Raw genomic sequence first — 16,267 nt, forward strand, 5'->3', positions numbered from 1 at the left:
GTCCAGCAAGGCCCACAGCGGCGCGCCCAGGCCGGCGATGCTGACGCCGGAGGCGGCCACCACGAAGGTGATCAGCGCCGCCTCGCGGCGGCTTTCATCGCCCAGCGCCGCGCTCAGCGATGAGGCCAGGGTGCCGAACAGCGCCAGCCCGGCGGCGGTGGCCACCAGCGCCTTGGGCAGGGTCAGGATCAGGCTGGCCAGCGCGCCGCCGGCCACGCCCAGCGCCAGGTAGAGCAGGCCGCAGATCACGCCGGCCACATAGCGGCGCTTGGGATCGGGGTGGGTTTCCGGCCCGGTGCAGATGGCGGCGGTGATCGCCGCCAGCACCACGCCATGGCCGCCGAAGGGCGCGGTCAGCATCGACACCGCGCCCAGCAGCGATACCGGCGAGCGCGCCGGGATGCTGTAGCCGGAAGACGACAGCACCGCCATGCCGGGCAGGAATTGCCCGGTCAGCGCCACCAGCGCCAGCGGCAGCGCCAGGTTGAAGAAGGCGCTCCACGACCATTGCGGCGCGGTGAACAAGGGGCCGCCGTTGCCGCCATGGGCCGGCAGCGGCTGGAACAGGCCTTGCGCCGCCGCCAGCAGCAGGCCGAGCAGGATGGCGGCCGGCAGCGCGTAGCGCGGGAAGAAGCGGCGGCCGATGAAGAACAGCGCGGCCATGCTCACCACCAACAGCGGATCGTGGCTGGCGGCGCCGGCCAGTTCCGCGACGAAGCGGAACAGGATGCCGGCCAGCATCGCCGCCGCCAGCGCGGCGGGGAATACCTTCATCAGCCGGTCGAACAAGCCGCTGATGCCCAGCAGGGTGACGATGGCGGCGGCGGCCAGGTAGGCCCCCACCGCTTCTCCATAAGGCACGCCGGGCAGGGCCGCCAGCAGCAGCGCCGCGCCGGGGGTGCTCCAGGCGGTGATCACCGGGGCTTTCCAGCGCCAGGACAGCCACAGGCCGGCCACGCCGGAGCCGATGGACACCGCCCAGATCCAGGAGCCGAGCTGGGCCGGGGACAGGCCGGCGGACTGGGCGGCGTGGACGATGATGAGGAAGGGGCCGGAGTAGCCGACCAATAAGGCCAGCACCGCGGCCAGCGCGGCGGAGGGCGACAGGTCGCGCCAGAAGGTGGACGGCATGATGCGCTTTCTTGCGATGAAAAGTAGCGCCCAGCCTAACGCAGGCGCGGGTCCGCGCCTTCCCACAGCCGGCGCAAACAGTTTATGCTGCGCCCAATCTGTTCTATATAACAGCGATGACTGATTCCCTGTATCTACGTATTGCCGCCGAGATCGCGCAGCGGCTGGATAGCGGCGCTTATCCGCCCGGCAGTCGGCTGCCCTCGGTGCGGCGCTTGGCCGCCGAACACGGCGTCAATGCGCTGACCGCGTTGGCGGCTTACCGCCACCTGGAGCGGCAGCAGCGCGTCAGCGCCCGTCCGCGCGCCGGCTTCTTCGCCGCGCTGCCCAGCCGCGCGCAATGGGCGAGCGCCGCCGCCAGCGGCGTGCCGTCGGCGGCGACCCTGGTGCGGGTGGACAGCCGCATGTCGCAATTGATCGAGTGGTCCGGCCTGGACATCGGCACCCAGTTGCACATGGCCGAAGCGCATGGCGGCATGTATCCGGCGGCGGCGCTGGCGCGCCGGCTGCAGCAGGCCTTGAGCGGCCGGCCGGAGTTGATCGGCGCCTATCTGCCGCGCGAGGAGCAGGCGCGGCTGAACCGGCTGGTGTGCGAGCTGGCGGCGCAGTGGCAGCTGGCGCTGGAGCCGGACGCCATCCTGTTCACCCATGGCATCACCGAGGCGATCAGCCTGTCGCTGCGCTTGCTGACCCGGCCCGGCGACACGGTGGCGGTGGAGACGCCGGTGTACTTCGGCCTGTTGCAGACGCTGGAGACGCTGGGCTTGAAGGCGCTGGAAATCCCGTGCACGCCGGACGCCGGCCTGTCGCTGGAAGCGCTGGAGTTCGCGCTGCGCCATGGTCCGGCGCCGCGCTGCCTGGTGACGGTGACCAATTTCCAGAACCCCACCGGCGCGCTGATGCCGGACGAGGCCAAGAAGCGGCTGCTGCAGCTGGCTTACCGTCATGGCCTGACCATCATCGAGGACGATGTGTTCGGCGAGCTTTACTTCGGCGAGCAGCATCCGACGCCGCTGAAAGCCTGGGACAGCCGCGGCGAGGTGATCTATTGTTCCTCGTTCACCAAGAGCTTCGCGCCCTCGTTCCGCCTGGGCTGGCTGTCCGGCGGCCACCATCACGCGGCGCTGGCGCGCTTGAGCAATAGCAGCAGCCTGGTGAGCTCGGCGCTGTATCTGGCGGTGTTGGCGGATATGCTGGCCGATGGCGATTACGCGCGCTTCGCCGCCCAGTTGCGGCGGCAATTGGCGCGCCAGATGCGCCAGCTGGCGGACGCGGTGCTGGCGGCTTTTCCCAAGGGCACGCGGCTGCGGCGGCCGCAGGGCGGGCTGCTGCTGTGGGTGGAATGCCCGGAAGGGCTGGACGCCGGCCGGCTGCTGGAGCGGGCGCTGGCCGAATCCATCAGCTTCGCGCCGGGGCTGGTGTTTTCCGCCGAGCCGCGCTTCGGCCATTGTCTGCGGCTGAACTTCGGCCAGCCGTGGTCGCCGGAACTGGAGCGGGCGATCCGCACGCTGGGGCGCTTGGCCGGCGAGCAATTGCGCGGCGGCGCCTGAAGCGCGCCGGAATGAAAAACGGCGGAGCCTGGCTCCGCCGTCATCTCCTGGCTGGCGCTGGATCTCAGTCCTTGCGCGCGCGGCGCGCCTTCACCGCGTTTGCCAGCGTGGTCAGCAGTTTTTCCGTGTCGTCCCAGCCGATGCAGGCGTCGGTGACGCTTTGGCCGTAGGTCAGCTCGCAGCCCGGTTTCAGGTCCTGGCGGCCTTCCACCAGGTGGCTTTCCACCATCACGCCGAAGATATTGGCGTTGCCGGCGGCCAATTGGCCGGCGATGTCGTCGGCCACTTCCATCTGGCGGCGGTAGTCCTTGCGGCTGTTGGCGTGGCTGAAGTCGACCATCAGCTTTTGCGGCAGGCCCACTGAGACCAGTTCCGCCGCCGCGGCGCTGACGTGCTCGGCCGAGTAATTGGGTTCCTTGCCGCCGCGCAGGATCACGTGGCAGTCGGGGTTGCCGCCGGTGGAGACGATGGCGGAGTGGCCGGTCTTGGTCACCGACAGGAAATGGTGGGGCACGCTGGAGGAGCGGATGGCGTCCACGGCGATCTTCAGATTGCCGTCGGTGCCGTTCTTGAAGCCCACCGGGCAGGACAGGCCGGAGGCCAGTTCGCGGTGCACCTGGCTTTCGGTGGTGCGCGCGCCGATGGCGCCCCAGCTGATCAGGTCGGCGAAGTACTGCGGCGTGATCATGTCCAGGAATTCGGTGGCCGCCGGCATGCCCATGTCGTTCAGGGTCAGCAGCAGGCGGCGCGCGATGCGCAGGCCGCTGTTGATGTCGAAGGATTCGTTCAGCAGCGGGTCGTTGATCAGGCCTTTCCAGCCGACGGTGGTACGCGGTTTTTCAAAGTAGACGCGCATCACCACCACCAGCTCCTGCGACAGCTGCTCGCGCAGCGGCGCCAGTTTCTTGGCGTACTCGATGGCGGCTTCGGTGTCGTGGATGGAGCAGGGGCCGATCACCACCAGCAGGCGGTCGTCCTCGCCGCGCAACAGCGCGGAGATGTCGCGGCGGGTGGCGTAGATCACTTCCGAGGCGGCCTCGGTGATCGGCAGTTCGTACAGGTGGGCGATGGGCGGCAGCAGTTCCTTGATTTCGCGGATTCTGACGTCGTCGGTCTGGCGTTGCATAAAGCGTGTCCCTTGCTATTTCAGTTTTTGCATAGCAGCAAGATAACCGGATTCCACGACGCTAGACAAGCGGCCGGCGCGCTTTAAGGCGCTTGATTTTTTAAAGCGCGGGCTTAGACGCAGGCTATCGGCCCGGCGTTTATCCCTCTGTTTTTGCTGGGATTGCCGCGCGGCAATGAAAAACGCCCTGGCGCTAGCAGGGCGTTTTGCGTGGTGAAGCGCGCGGCGTGTCAGTCAGCGTACTGGCGCTTCATGCGTTCGCGGCGTTCCTGGGCTTCCACCGACAGCGTGGCGGTGGGGCGTGCCATCAGGCGGCGCAGGCCGATGGGCTCGCCGGTGTCTTCGCAGAAACCGTAGGAGCCGTCTTCGATCTGGCGCAGCGAGGCCTGGATCTTCTGCAGCAGCTTGCGCTCGCGGTCGCGGGTGCGCAGTTCCAGCGCGTATTCCTCTTCCAGCGTGGCGCGGTCGGCCGGGTCCGGAGTGGCTTCCTGCTCTTGCAGGTGGTTGGCGGTCGCATTTGCGTTAGAGAGCAACTCCTGCTGCATCTGCAACAACCGGTCTTTGAAAAACTCAAGATGGTCGGCGTTCATATAATCGTCGCCGGTCCAGTTGAGGATATCCTGTTCGGTTAGTTTGGCCATATTAGGTGCTTCCAGCATAGAGTTGGCAACAGGCGGAGAAGATTACCGGCGCCCCGCTATTTCTGCAACTGTCTTAGGCGCTTAGGTGATATTAACTCCCTGTTGCTGACAATCGGTATAGCGTTGTTTCACTCCGGTAACAAGCCTGAAGCATCGTTAAAAAGGGCATTGGCGCAAGGACCTTGGACATAAAATGTCCCAGGCAGTTCAAAGGCGGCAATCCGCCGCCTTTTTCCGGGATCCGGCGCGCCGGGGGGCGTGCCGGTTCTGCACTGCCTGGATGGCTTATTTCAGCGACAGCACCCACTTGGCCAGCGCGCGCAGATCCGCGTCCGGGATGCTCGGATGCGGGGTCATCGGCACCGGACCCCACACGCCGGAGCCGCCGTTCTTGATCTTGGCCATCAGCATGGCTTCCGCGCCTTTCTGGCCGGCGTACTTCTTGGCCACGTCCTTATAGGCCGGGCCGACGATCTTCTTGTCCACCGCATGACAGGCGGTGCAGCTGTATTTCTGCGCCAGTTGCAGATTGGCGAAGGCGGGTGTGGCGACGGCGCTCAGCAGGACGGCGGCGAGCAGTGCTTTTTTCATTGGAAGTCTCCTGTGTGGTGATGCAAATCGATTGCCAAATAGACGGCCGCAGCGGAGCGGCCGCAAAAAAATATGACAAATAACCTGAATTCCTACAGTACTACCTTGAGTTGGGTCAAGAAGCTTGCTTCCAGCATGCGCACCGGCAGCATCAGGATCACCTGGATGATCAGGAACAGCACCAGCGGCGACAGGTCGACGCCGCCGATATTGGCCTTGCGGAACGGGCGCAGAAAGGGCCGGGTCAGCGCGTCCAGCACCGGCATCAGCGGGTTGTAGGGGCTGACCCAGCTGAGCACGGCTTGCACGATGACGCTGCCCATCAACAGGGTCAGCGATTGCTTGAACACCTCCAGCAGCGACAGCAGCGACAAGGCCACCCAGACCTGTGGAAAGGTGAACACTTCCGGCACCGAGCTGAGCAGGGTGACCAGCACATTGGCCAGCAGCGAGACCAGCCAGGCCAGCAGCATGGTGGCGCTGTCGTAGCCGCGCATCGCCGGCACCAGCTTGCGCAGCGGCAGCACCGCGAAATTGGTGGCCGCCATCACGAACTGGCACAGCGGGTGTTTGAACGGCGCGCGCGCCACTTGCAGATAGAAGCGCAGCAGCAGCACCAGCACGAACAGGCCGGAAAGAGTGTGGATCAGAAAGCGCAAAGTGTCGAAGAACATGGCGTGGCTTAATCCTGGCTGAGTTGTTGGCCCATTTCGATGGAGCGGTCGCGGCAATCCATGGTGCCGGCGATGATGGCCTGCTTGACGTTTTCCGCCTCAAAGCGGGCGATGGCGCGCTCGGTGGTGCCGCCCTTGGACATCACATTGGTGCGCAAGGTGGCCACCGGCAACGGGCTTTGCTTGGCCAGCTCCACCGCGCCTTCGAAGGTGGCCAGCACCAGCCGGCGCGCCTCGGCTTCGGAAAAGCCGGTTTGCTGCGCCGCTTCCACCATGCTTTCGATGAAGTAGAACACATAGGCCGGGCCGCTGCCGGACACGGCGGTGATGTCGTCCATGCGTTGCTCGTTCTGCAGCCAGATGGTGATGCCGGCCGCCTGCATCACGGTGTTGGCGTCCTGGCGGTCGTCTTCGCTGACGCCGACCGAGGCGAACAGGCCGGACACGCCCTTGCCTATCATCGCCGGGGTATTGGGCATCACCCGCACCACGCGCTTGCTGTTCAGCCAGCGGCACAGCGCGTCCAGGCGGACGCCGGCGGCGATGGAGATCACCAGCGCGCCGTTCAGGCGCGGCGCCAGTTCCAGGCACAGCTCGCGCAGATGCTGGGGCTTGACCGCCAGCAGCACGATGTCGCCGATGCCGAAGGCTTCCGGCAAGGCCGCGCCGCCGTTGACGCCGTAGGCCTGCTGCAGGCGCGCCACTTTGTCGGCGTCGGGATCCACCACGTGGATGCGATGCGCCGCCTGCTTGATCAGGCCGGCGATGATGGCGTTGGCCATATTGCCGCCGCCGATGAAGGTAATCCGCATGATTTTTCCTTATAAACCGACCTGAGCGTCTGTGCGTTCAGGCCGATGTCATTCAATGATAATGGCGCGAGCCGAAAATGGCGGTGCCAATCCGCACCATGGTCGCGCCCTCGGCGACGGCGACGGCCAGGTCGGCCGACATGCCCATCGACAAGGTGTCCAGCGCCAGGCCCTCGGCCGCCAGCTGCTGTTGCAGCCGGCGCAGCAGCGCGAACTGCGCCGCCAGCCGCGCGGCGTCTTCGGTGGGTTCCGGGATGCACATCAGGCCGCGCAGCGCGAGCCGCGGCAGCGCCGCCACCGCGCGCGCCAGCTCCAGCGCCTGCTCCGGCGCGCAGCCGCTCTTGCTGGCTTCGCCGGACACGTTCACCTGAATGCACACATTCAGCGGCGGCAGCGCCTCCGGCCGCTGCGCCGACAAACGCTCGGCGATTTTCAGCCGTTCCACCGAGTGGACCCAGTGCGCGAGCTCCGCCACCGGGCGGGTTTTATTGGATTGCAGCGGGCCGATGAAGTGCCATTCGATGTCGAGCGCGGCCAGTTCCGCGCATTTCTGCTGCAATTCCTGCACATAGTTTTCCCCGAAGGCGCGCTGGCCGGCAAGATAGGCCTGCTGGACATCGGCGGCGGGAAAGGTTTTGCTGACCGCCAGCAACTGCGCCGAGCCGGCCGGCCGGCCGGCGACGCGTTCCGCGTCCGCCAGGCGCTGGCGGACATGCTGCAAGGCTAGGGTGATGGATTCTGTCATGGCGTCGAGAAGTCGTGTGCCGCGGGCCTTGCGGCTTGTTGCCCGGGGCTGGGGTTTCTACAAAGAAGCATGGCCGCGCATCTTTAAAATAATATGGGGTGGCTGCGATATCCCAAATGGCTGAGTTGAGCTTACAATCAGCGCCGGGGCCTGCCGCGCCGGACTGGCGGTTCCGCATCTTTAGCAGCATGAAGCCGCCTGGCGCGTGCAAGCATGGCGGCGGCGCAGTCATCGTGGAGATTATATTATGGAAATTTCGGAGCTCTTGGCCTTTACGGTCAAGAACAAGGCATCCGACCTGCATCTGTCCGCCGGGCTGCCGCCGATGATCCGGGTGAACGGCGATATCCGCCGCATCAACCTGCCGCCGATGGACCATCATGATGTACACGATATGGTGTACGACATCATGAACGATTACCAGCGCAAAATCTTCGAAGACACCTTCGAATGCGACTTTTCCTTCGACCTGCCCGGCATCGCCCGCTTCCGCGTCAACTCCTTCGTGCAGAACCGCGGCATGGGCGCGGTGTTCCGGGTGATTCCATCCAAGGTGCTGTCGCTGGAACAGCTGGGCGCGCCCAAGATCTTCCAGGAAATCGCTTCGTTTCCGCGCGGACTGGTGCTGGTGACCGGCCCCACCGGTTCCGGCAAATCCACCACGCTGGCGGCGATGATAGATTTCATCAACGATAACCATTTCTCCCACATCCTGACGGTGGAAGATCCGATCGAATTCGTCCACGACAGCAAGAAATGCCTGATCAACCAGCGCGAGCTGGGCTTGCAGACCCACAGCTTCTCCAATGCGTTGAAATCGGCGCTGCGCGAAGACCCGGACGTGATCCTGGTGGGCGAATTGCGCGATCTGGAAACCATACGCCTGGCGCTGACCGCGGCGGAAACCGGCCACCTGGTGTTCGGCACCCTGCATACCAGCTCCGCCGCCAAGACCATAGATCGTATCGTCGATGTGTTCCCGGCAGGGGAAAAGGAAATGGTGCGTTCCATGTTGTCGGAATCGGTGCGCGCGGTGATCGCCCAGACCCTGCTCAAGACCAAGGATGGCAATGGCCGGGTGGCGGCGCATGAAATCATGCTCGGCACTCCGGCCATCCGCAACCTGATCCGCGAGAACAAGATCGCCCAGATCAATTCGATGATACAGACCGGTCAGCAGCACGGCATGCAGACGCTGGACCAGTGCCTGCAGGAACTGGTGCGGCGCAATATGGTGTCGCCGGCGGACGCCAGGCAAAAGGCCGCCAACAAGGATCAATTCTGAGCGGGCGCTGCTCTACACTGAAATTGTGACCCGCGGGACCGCATCATGGAAAAAGACCAGGCTTCCAAGTTCATACTGGATCTGCTCAAACACGCCACCGGCAAGAACGCCTCCGATGTCTTCATCGCCGCCGATTTCCCGCCGGCGATGAAGATAGACGGCAAAATCACCCCGGTGGCGCCGCAACCCCTGTCCGCCCAGCACACCAAGGAGCTGGTGCGCGCGGTGATGAACGACCGCCAGACCGAGGAGTTCGAGTCCAAGAAGGAGGCCAATTTCGCGATCAACCCGCCAGGCCTGGGGCGTTTCCGTGTCAGCGCCTTCGTGCAGCAGGGCCATGCCGGCATGGTGCTGCGCAAGATCAACACCGAAATCCCCACCTTCGACCAGCTCAACCTGCCGCATGTGCTGCGCGACATCGCGCTGATCAAGCGCGGGCTGGTGATCTTCGTCGGCGGCACCGGCTCCGGCAAGTCCACCTCGCTGGCGGCGCTGGTGGACTGGCGCAACAGCCATAACCACGATCACATCATCACCATCGAAGATCCGATCGAATACGTGCACCAGCACAAGAAATCCATCGTCACCCAGCGCGAAGTGGGCGTGGACACCGAGGACTGGGACATCGCGCTGAAGAACACCCTGCGCCAGGCGCCGGACGTGATCCTGATGGGCGAGATCCGCGACCGCGAAACCATGGGCTACGGCCTGCAGTTCGCCGAAACCGGCCATTTGTGCCTGGCCACGCTGCACGCCAACAACGCCAACCAGGCGCTGGACCGCATCCTCAACTTCTTTCCGGAAGAACGCCACCAACAGGTGCTGATGGACTTGTCGCTGAACATGCGCTCCATCATTTCCCAGCGGCTGGTGCCGATCAAAACCGGGCGCGGCCGGGTGGCGGCGGTGGAAATCCTGCTCAACAGCCCGCTGGTGTCCGACATGATCTTCAAGGGCGAGATCGCCGGTTTGAAGGAAGTGATGGGTCGCTCGCGCGAGAGCGGCATGCAGACTTTCGACCAGTCCTTGTTCGAGCTGTACGAAGAGGATCTGATCAGCTACGAGGACGCGCTGCGCAACGCGGACTCCATCAACGACCTGCGGCTGAAGATCAAGCTGTACAGCGAGGGCTCCAAGTCGCGCGATCCGCTGGAAGGCATCGACCATCTCGACATCGTTTGACCGCGTGTAGCGAGCCGCCAACGCAAGGACGGATGCCGCGTTGCGCCGACTTGCCTCAATGCCGAATCTGACTTCGGTTATCCACGCTTGGCATCCGCGCTGCCGCGGCATGCGCCAGCGCGGCTCACAGCTCCAGCGCGGCGGTGGCGGTTTGCAGCAGCCGGTCGGACAGCGTCTCGTCCGCGGTGGCGCGCGACAACAGCAGCGCGCCCACCATCAGCGCCAGACAGGCCTCGGGCGCCAGCGCCGGCCGCGCGCCGGCGGCGGTGTCGCATTGCTGCGCTTGCCGCAGCGTGTGCAGCAAGGCCTGCAGTCCTTCGGAAAAGGCCTGGCGCGTGGGTTTGTCGTGGCGGGCCAGCTCGCCGGCCAGCGCGGCGGCGGCGCAGCCGGAATCCGGGAAGTCCCGATGCGCGGCGCTCAGATAATCCTTGGCCAGCCGCTTCACCCCGGCGCCGCTGGGCGCCTGCTCCAACTGCGCCTGCCAGATCTCGTTCATGTCCAGCAGCGCCTGGCGACAGGACTGGGCCACCAGATCGTCCTTGCTGTGGAAATGGGCGTAGAAGCCGCCATGAGTCAGGCCCAGGTCGGCCATCAGATTGGCGATGCCGACGTTGGCGACGCCCTCGGCGCGAAAACGCAGCGCGGCCATGGTCAGAATCCGCTGTCGGGTTTCGGTCTTGTGGCTTGAGCTGTAACGCATCGTAGACCTTCCTGTTGAGGCCGGGGCATGGGACAGCGACGGCGCGGTGATTCCGTTTTAGATGATAACTATCATTTCTTCAATCGCGATGTGAATCAGCAAGATAGAGCGCGCATAAAAATCCCGGCGGCGCGGCGGATTTAGTCCAATATTATTTATATCGACTAAAATTTCCGCGTTTTCGAGCCGGCTTGCAATCAAGGATGGCGGCCGGACGAAACGCAAATCCCAGCGTTCGCCGGCAGCCGCGGCCGCGCGCTGGCGGAGACCGGCATGCAACAGCGGGACCAGCCCATCGTGGCCTTAGGCGCGGCCACAACGCGGCAATTGGGCGTGACCATCGCCTATTGGGGGCTGGCGCGGCTATTGATGGCCGGCTTCATGACCGAGGACAACTGGCTGACGCCGGCCTGGTTTCCGGCCGGGCTGGCGCTGGCGGTGGTTTTGCGCGGCGGGCAGAGCTATGGCCTTGGGCTGTTCGCCGGCTCGCTGGCCTTCAGTCTGCTGTCGCGGGAACTGGCGCTGGCGGATGCCTTGCTGATTGCCGGAGCCAATGCGGTGGGCAGCCTGCTGGGCGCCTTGCTGGTGCGCTACCGCTGCGGCGGCCGGCTGCCCTTGCGCAGTCTGCCCCATGTGCTGGCCTTCATTGCCGGCGCGGCGCTGGCCGCTACCGTATCCGCTCTGGGCGGCACCGCGGCCCAGCTGCATGGCCAGGCGCAGCCGCTGCTGCCGCTGGGCCATCACTTCGTCGCCTGGTGGCTGGCCGATCTGGCCGGCGTGTTCTGTCTGGCGCCTTTCCTGTTGCTGCTGCGCTGGCCCAGCGGCGGTGAAGGACTTGGCGGACGCGGCTCGCTGGATGGGCTGATCGCCTGGCTGACGCTGCTGGCGGCCGGCCTGGCGCTGCTGGGCATAGACGATAGTTCCGGCCGCTATGCCGCGCTGCCGTATTGCTTCAGCCTGCCGCTGCTGTGGTTCGCCTTCCGCCAGCGCTTGCGGCTGGCGCATGGACTGTCGCTGGGCATTTTGTCGCTGGCGCTGCTGGGCGGCGTGTTGGGGCGTGGCGCCTTCGGTCATGGCGCGCAGGCCTTGCTGACCATCAGCATGATGATGTTGATCCAGACCACCACCTTGCTGGTGTTCGGCGCGCTGGCGGTGGAACTGCGCCGTTCTGAGGCGCGGCTGCGCGGCGTCAACCGCCAGTTGGAAGCCAAGGTTCGCGCCCGCACCCGGGAACTGGCGGACAGCGAGGCCAGGTTGCGGCTGATGGCGGATGCCGCGCCGTTCCCGCTGGCGATGAACCGCTTGCATGGCGGCGAGCTGATCTACGCCAATGCGCGCGCCGAGGAGCTGTTCCGCGATCACCTGGCGCCGGAGCGACCGTTGCGGGTGCAGGATTTCTATGTCGACCCGGCCGAGCGCGAGCGGGTATCGGCGCTGCTGCGCCTGGGCGGTTGCGTCAGCGATCGCGAAGTGAGGTTGCGCGCCGCCGACGGCCGTGAATTCTGGGCGCTGATTTCCTGTTCCGTGGTCAAGGCCGACGATGGCTGGTGCGTGATCAACGGCATCAACGACATCAGCGAGCGCAAGCGCCTGGAGCAGGACTTGCTGCAGGCCAATCGGGCGCTGCGCCAGAACCTGAGCGAGATCGAAACCCTGCAGCAAGGGCTGCGCGAACAGGCGCTGCGCGATCCGTTGACCGGGCTGTTCAACCGCCGTCATCTGGACGATATCCTGCCGCGCATCCTCAGCCATATGCTGGCCTTGCACCGCGATGTGGCGGTGCTGATGATAGATGCCGACCATTTCAAGCGCATCAACGACAACTACGGCCACCCCTGCGGCGACGCGGTGCTGACCGCCTTGGCCGCCCACTTGAGCGATGCCTTCCGCAGCGGCGACATCGTCTGCCGCTACGGCGGCGAGGAATTCTTCGTGCTGCTGCCGGGAGCGTCGTTGGACGCGGCCTATGCCAAGGCGCAGCAGCTGTGCTGCGAAGTGCGCGCGCTGCCCATCGTCGCCCTGGGCCAGCCGCTGAGCATCACGCTATCGGTGGGCCTGGCCTTGAGCCCCTTGCACGGCGTCGACGCCGTCAGCGTGGTCAGGGCGGCCGACGCCGCCTTGTACCGCGCCAAGAAGGAAGGGCGCGACCGGGTGTGCGTGGCCGATCCGGCGCGGCCGCTGGTGTCCTGAGGCCGGGGCGCGCGGGACGGTGTGCTACCATCCGATGATGGAACTTTACCGACTATTGCAGCAACAAGGCTTCGGCGGCCGCAAGGAATGCCGGCAGCTGATCGACTACGGCCTGGTCGAACTCAATGGCGAGATCGTCGACAACTACCGTCAGCAAGTGGAACTGGCCGATATCCGGCAGCTGGTGGTGGACGACAAGCCCTGGGGGGTGGTGACCGGCCCGCTCTACTTGCTGTTTCACAAGCCGCCCAATTACGAAACCTCGCACAAGCCGCAGCACAATCCGGGCATCTACCGGCTGCTGCCTTATCAGTTCGGCAATCTGGGCATCACCGCGGTGGGTCGGCTGGACGTGGACACCACCGGCCTGATCCTGCTGACCAACGACGGCCAGTTCGTGCACGCGCTCAGCTCGCCCAAGAAGCTGGTGCCCAAGTGCTATCAGGTCACGTTGAAGCACGCCGCCAGCGAGGAATTCATCGCCAAGCTGCAAAGCGGGGTTTATCTGAACGACGAAGGCGCGGAGTTCGCCGCCGACAGCATAGAGCAGCTGGACAGCCACGTGATCCTGCTCACCATCACCCAGGGCAAGTACCACCAGGTCAAGCGCATGGTGGCGGCGGCCAGCAACCGGGTGGAACAGCTGCACCGCATCAGCCTGGGCGAGGTGACGCTGGGCGAATTGCCTCAGGGCGAATGGCGGCATCTTAGCGCGGAAGAACTGGCCAGCCTGGGCTGGGCCTGAGCTGAACGGATCTCGCCGGGTCTGATTCGACCGTTTATGAGCAGGCCGCCTTCGGGCGGCCTTTGTTTTGGCTGCGGCCAGCCTGGCCACAGAGATATGAACTTCATGGATGGGAACGACCATGCTTCGCCATATCCCCTTAGAACCTGTTTACGATCTGCTGCGCGTCGGCGATACGGCGTTGAAACCGAGCTCAAAATGCTCATGTACCACTTGTACATTCCGCTTTTTCGCCCGTTTTCGCCTTGTCTCGCCTTAGCTCGCGAGATCGTAAACAGGTTCTTAACGCCCGATTAGGTGCGCGCGTTTCACGCGGCCGCGTTGCAACACGGCGGGCGCTGCAATGGCGCGCCGGGGCCGCGGCCTCATTATGGATGTCATTATTTCGCGGCCTTCGTCGTGGATCCGGATGGCTAGCGCATCGAAGCGGTGATCAATAACGCCGGCTGAGTCGGTCTCGCGGATGATTCGGCCGGCGGCGGGCTGTCAGTCGGCGCTGCGTGGTTTGAGGCCGATGTGTTCTTGAGACGCGCTGGGTTCGTTTGAGCCGAGAGCTTGGTATCGCATTCCACCCCCAGGGTTGCGCCGTGGCGCCCCTGGGGTTTTTTGCGTCCAAGGCCGGCGTGACCGAAATTGGCCTGGGTTTTGAATAGGGGGTGAAATATACGAAACTATCGAAACAAAGGCGTCGATTGCTGTAGTTGTAAATTTTAAAATGAATAACATTTATTATTTACTTTAAAAAATTACAATCGGCGAGGACGTGGCGGCTAAGCGGCGCAGACAGCCGGAACCGGGCATGGCGGTGGAGATGACGCGAACAACTGCTGGAATGGGATGGAGGTGGAGCGCGCTGCGCTCCGGGAAGGTGGAAGAGGAGGGGAAGGCAGGCCAGTTCAGACGCTGGCCTGCATGCCGCTTATTGGAACTGCCGGGCCAGCCGCGCCAGCAGATTGCGCGAGCTGTAGTAATCGAGGCGGAAGGTGTCGAAACCGGCGGCAAAAACCTGCTTGCCGCGCACCGCGGCATTGTCGGCCAGGAAGGGATTGGCCAGCACGCGCGGTACCATCGCGGGCTCGGCGTTGAACAGCATGATGCTGTTGCCGCGCAGGCCTTCGGCGAATTTCTCGCCGGACAGCTGCACGATGTCGCGGCGCACGCCCTGGCTGGTATTGCCCTTGACGCTGTCCGGCGCGGTGGCGAGCGTGAAGCCCAGCGCTTGCAGCAGCTTGCCCTGCGCCGATTCCGGCGTCCACAGATTGGCCCCGGAGCCGTTCTCGTAATAGACCATCGCGGCGGTGGGCTGCGGCGGCAGCTTGAGGCGGGTTTTCAGGCGCGCCACTTCGGCGTCGAAACCGGCGATCACCGCCTGGGCGTCGGCTTCGCGGCCGCTGGCGCGGCCGAGCAGCAAGGCCAGTTCCTGCCAGCTCTTGTCGTCGTAATTGACCACCAGGGTGGGCGCCAGCTGACTGAGTTGCTCGTACAGCTTGAGCGCGGAGTCGCCGCCGGTGCCGGCCATCACGATCAGGTCCGGCTGGGCGGCGATGATGGCCTCGGCGCTGGGTTCGCCCTGGTATAGCGCTTGCACGCCGCGTTGCTTGGCCACCTCGCCCCATTGAGTGAAGAAGCCCTGGCTGTCGGTGACCTTGGAATTGGCGGCGCTGCCGCCGCTGGCTACCACCGGCGCCTGGATGGCGAGCAGGGTGCCGGTTAGCGTCACGCTGGTGGACACGATGCGCAACGGCGGCCGCTGCAGCGTCAGCGGGCCCTTGGGCGTGTCCAGCGTGCGCGGCCACTGGCCGGTTGCTGCGTTGGCGGCGGGGCCGGCGGCGTTTGGCGCCGGCGCGTCGCAGGCGCTCAGCAGCAGGCCGAAACCGGCGGCCAGCAGCAGCCGCAAGATGGCGCGGCGCGGTGGGATGGAATGGAGAGGCATTGAATGTCCTTGTTTGCGAAAGCGCGGGTGGTTGGCGCGATTTTATTGCAAACAAGAATTGTTATCATTAATGCTCAAGCTAAAAACCGCCGCGCGCGGCCTCCCGGCGGCGGGGTGTGGCGTTTTGGCATCGGACGGCGGGAGCCTGCCGCCGGCCTTGTCCGGCCTAATAAGCTGTTTACGCGCTGCTGCGCGTCACAGTGAGAGCGAGCTCAAAATGCTCATGCACCAGTCGTACCTACCGCTTTTCACTCGTTTTGTTATCTCACCCTTGCCCGCTAGATCGTAAACAGACTCTTACTCCTGCTGCCGTTTGATCCAGCTGCTTTCCAATTCGCGCATCCGCGCGAACCATTGCTTGCGCATGTATTTGACGAAGGCGGGCGGCGCGGTGGCGAAGTCGTTTTCGTCGGTGTAACAGCCGGGCAGATAAGGCGGCTCGAATTCCCGCTCCCAGCCCTTGGCCTGCAAGGCCAGCTGCGCCTGCGGGCTGCAGTCGGTGGGCAGCGGCAGCCTGGAGGAAAGGCCGTGCTCCGGGTCCAGCCAGCTCATGCCCTGACGGTCCAAGCCGCGCAGACCGTATTTGGCCTTGCCGGCGTGGAGGATCAGCTTGTAGTCGTTGGGGCTGACGTCGCTGGTGCAAGTGCTGTGGTAGCCGATGACGGTCTCCAGCACGCCGTCGCGGTTCAGGTCGGGAAAGCTGAGCGCGTCCAGGTCGAAGCCGGCGCCGGCGTCGAATTCGCAGCGCTCGACGCCGTCGCTGAGCATCCACTGCCGGCGCGGCTTGCCCTGGCCCAGCGTGTATTGCGCGGCGTAAAGCATGGCGCTCTGGGTGCCGTCGGCGGCGCGCTCGTCTTGCCGTTCTCCCAGCACCAGCAATTGCTGCCCGGCGGCATCGCTCCAGCCGTAGGCGGCGGCCAGTTTGCCGCGCAGTTCCACGCCGTCCGGCAGCGAGGCGAGCC

Annotated in this window: 16 protein-coding genes; 5 read left to right on the top strand and 11 right to left on the bottom strand. The window is 64.9% G+C overall.

Annotated features, from left to right (window positions below; all coding sequences use genetic code 11):
* A partial coding sequence (locus tag LQT98_RS21780; RefSeq protein ID WP_231465153.1) for a benzoate/H(+) symporter BenE family transporter occupies positions 1-1,131 on the bottom strand: 1,131 nt, incomplete at its 3' end.
* Positions 1,132-1,247: 116 nt separating this feature from the next.
* On the opposite strand from LQT98_RS21780, the gene LQT98_RS21785 reads away from it, so the two are divergent.
* A complete protein-coding gene (locus tag LQT98_RS21785; protein WP_231465155.1) occupies positions 1,248-2,681 on the top strand; it encodes an aminotransferase-like domain-containing protein in 1,434 nt (477 codons plus the stop codon).
* A gap of 64 nt (positions 2,682-2,745) precedes the next feature.
* Here LQT98_RS21785 and aroG read toward each other — a convergent pair whose 3' ends face one another.
* The 6 genes from aroG to LQT98_RS21815 all read right to left on the bottom strand — a co-directional run bounded on the left by aroG (position 2,746) and on the right by LQT98_RS21815 (position 7,270).
* A complete protein-coding gene (aroG, locus tag LQT98_RS21790; RefSeq protein WP_048411304.1) occupies positions 2,746-3,807 on the bottom strand; it encodes a 3-deoxy-7-phosphoheptulonate synthase AroG in 1,062 nt (353 codons plus the stop codon).
* Between the two features lie 230 nt (positions 3,808-4,037).
* Positions 4,038-4,448 (bottom strand): RNA polymerase-binding protein DksA, encoded by a 411-nt coding sequence (gene dksA / locus LQT98_RS21795; RefSeq protein ID WP_019102526.1) that lies wholly within the window; start codon positions 4,446-4,448, stop codon positions 4,038-4,040.
* 285 nt (positions 4,449-4,733) lie between these two features.
* Positions 4,734-5,039 carry a c-type cytochrome gene (locus LQT98_RS21800; RefSeq protein ID WP_048411305.1) on the bottom strand — a complete coding sequence of 102 codons (306 nt, stop codon included), beginning with the start codon at positions 5,037-5,039 and terminating at the stop codon, positions 4,734-4,736.
* Between the two features lie 92 nt (positions 5,040-5,131).
* On the bottom strand, positions 5,132-5,713 hold the full coding sequence (locus LQT98_RS21805) for a YggT family protein (RefSeq protein ID WP_048411306.1): 582 nt from the start codon (positions 5,711-5,713) through the stop codon (positions 5,132-5,134).
* Positions 5,714-5,721: 8 nt separating this feature from the next.
* Complete coding sequence (gene proC, locus LQT98_RS21810) at positions 5,722-6,525, bottom strand: pyrroline-5-carboxylate reductase (protein WP_231465157.1); 804 nt, start codon at positions 6,523-6,525, stop codon at positions 5,722-5,724.
* Positions 6,526-6,577: 52 nt separating this feature from the next.
* Positions 6,578-7,270: a YggS family pyridoxal phosphate-dependent enzyme gene (locus tag LQT98_RS21815; protein WP_231465159.1), complete on the bottom strand. Its 693-nt coding sequence runs from the start codon at positions 7,268-7,270 to the stop codon at positions 6,578-6,580.
* Positions 7,271-7,517: 247 nt separating this feature from the next.
* Here LQT98_RS21815 and LQT98_RS21820 point away from each other — a divergent pair, with 247 nt between their 5' ends.
* A complete protein-coding gene (locus tag LQT98_RS21820) occupies positions 7,518-8,555 on the top strand; it encodes a type IV pilus twitching motility protein PilT (protein ID WP_048411309.1) in 1,038 nt (345 codons plus the stop codon).
* Positions 8,556-8,600: 45 nt separating this feature from the next.
* Positions 8,601-9,737: a PilT/PilU family type 4a pilus ATPase gene (locus tag LQT98_RS21825; RefSeq protein WP_048411310.1), complete on the top strand. Its 1,137-nt coding sequence runs from the start codon at positions 8,601-8,603 to the stop codon at positions 9,735-9,737.
* Positions 9,738-9,861: 124 nt separating this feature from the next.
* Here LQT98_RS21825 and LQT98_RS21830 read toward each other — a convergent pair whose 3' ends face one another.
* Together LQT98_RS21830 and LQT98_RS21835 are read right to left on the bottom strand one after the other, a co-directional pair.
* Entirely contained in the window at positions 9,862-10,437 is a 576-nt protein-coding gene (locus tag LQT98_RS21830) for a TetR/AcrR family transcriptional regulator (protein ID WP_231465161.1), read from the bottom strand.
* A 57-nt stretch (positions 10,438-10,494) separates the two neighbouring features.
* Positions 10,495-10,716: a hypothetical protein gene (locus LQT98_RS21835; protein WP_231465163.1), complete on the bottom strand. Its 222-nt coding sequence runs from the start codon at positions 10,714-10,716 to the stop codon at positions 10,495-10,497.
* Here LQT98_RS21835 and LQT98_RS21840 point away from each other — a divergent pair.
* On the top strand, positions 10,711-12,627 hold the full coding sequence (locus tag LQT98_RS21840; RefSeq protein ID WP_231465165.1) for a sensor domain-containing diguanylate cyclase: 1,917 nt from the start codon (positions 10,711-10,713) through the stop codon (positions 12,625-12,627). The genes LQT98_RS21835 and LQT98_RS21840 overlap by 6 nt on opposite strands.
* A gap of 34 nt (positions 12,628-12,661) precedes the next feature.
* A complete protein-coding gene (locus LQT98_RS21845) occupies positions 12,662-13,372 on the top strand; it encodes a pseudouridine synthase (RefSeq protein WP_231465167.1) in 711 nt (236 codons plus the stop codon).
* Positions 13,373-14,291: 919 nt separating this feature from the next.
* Here LQT98_RS21845 and fepB read toward each other — a convergent pair.
* Both fepB and LQT98_RS21855 read right to left on the bottom strand, forming a co-directional pair.
* On the bottom strand, positions 14,292-15,305 hold the full coding sequence (gene fepB, locus LQT98_RS21850; RefSeq protein ID WP_231465169.1) for a Fe2+-enterobactin ABC transporter substrate-binding protein: 1,014 nt from the start codon (positions 15,303-15,305) through the stop codon (positions 14,292-14,294).
* Positions 15,306-15,602: 297 nt separating this feature from the next.
* A partial coding sequence (locus LQT98_RS21855) for a M949_RS01915 family surface polysaccharide biosynthesis protein (RefSeq protein WP_231465171.1) occupies positions 15,603-16,267 on the bottom strand: 665 nt, incomplete at its 5' end.

Origin of the sequence: Chromobacterium aquaticum (assembly GCF_021129195.1) — a bacterium.
GTDB lineage: Bacteria > Pseudomonadota > Gammaproteobacteria > Burkholderiales > Chromobacteriaceae > Chromobacterium > Chromobacterium aquaticum.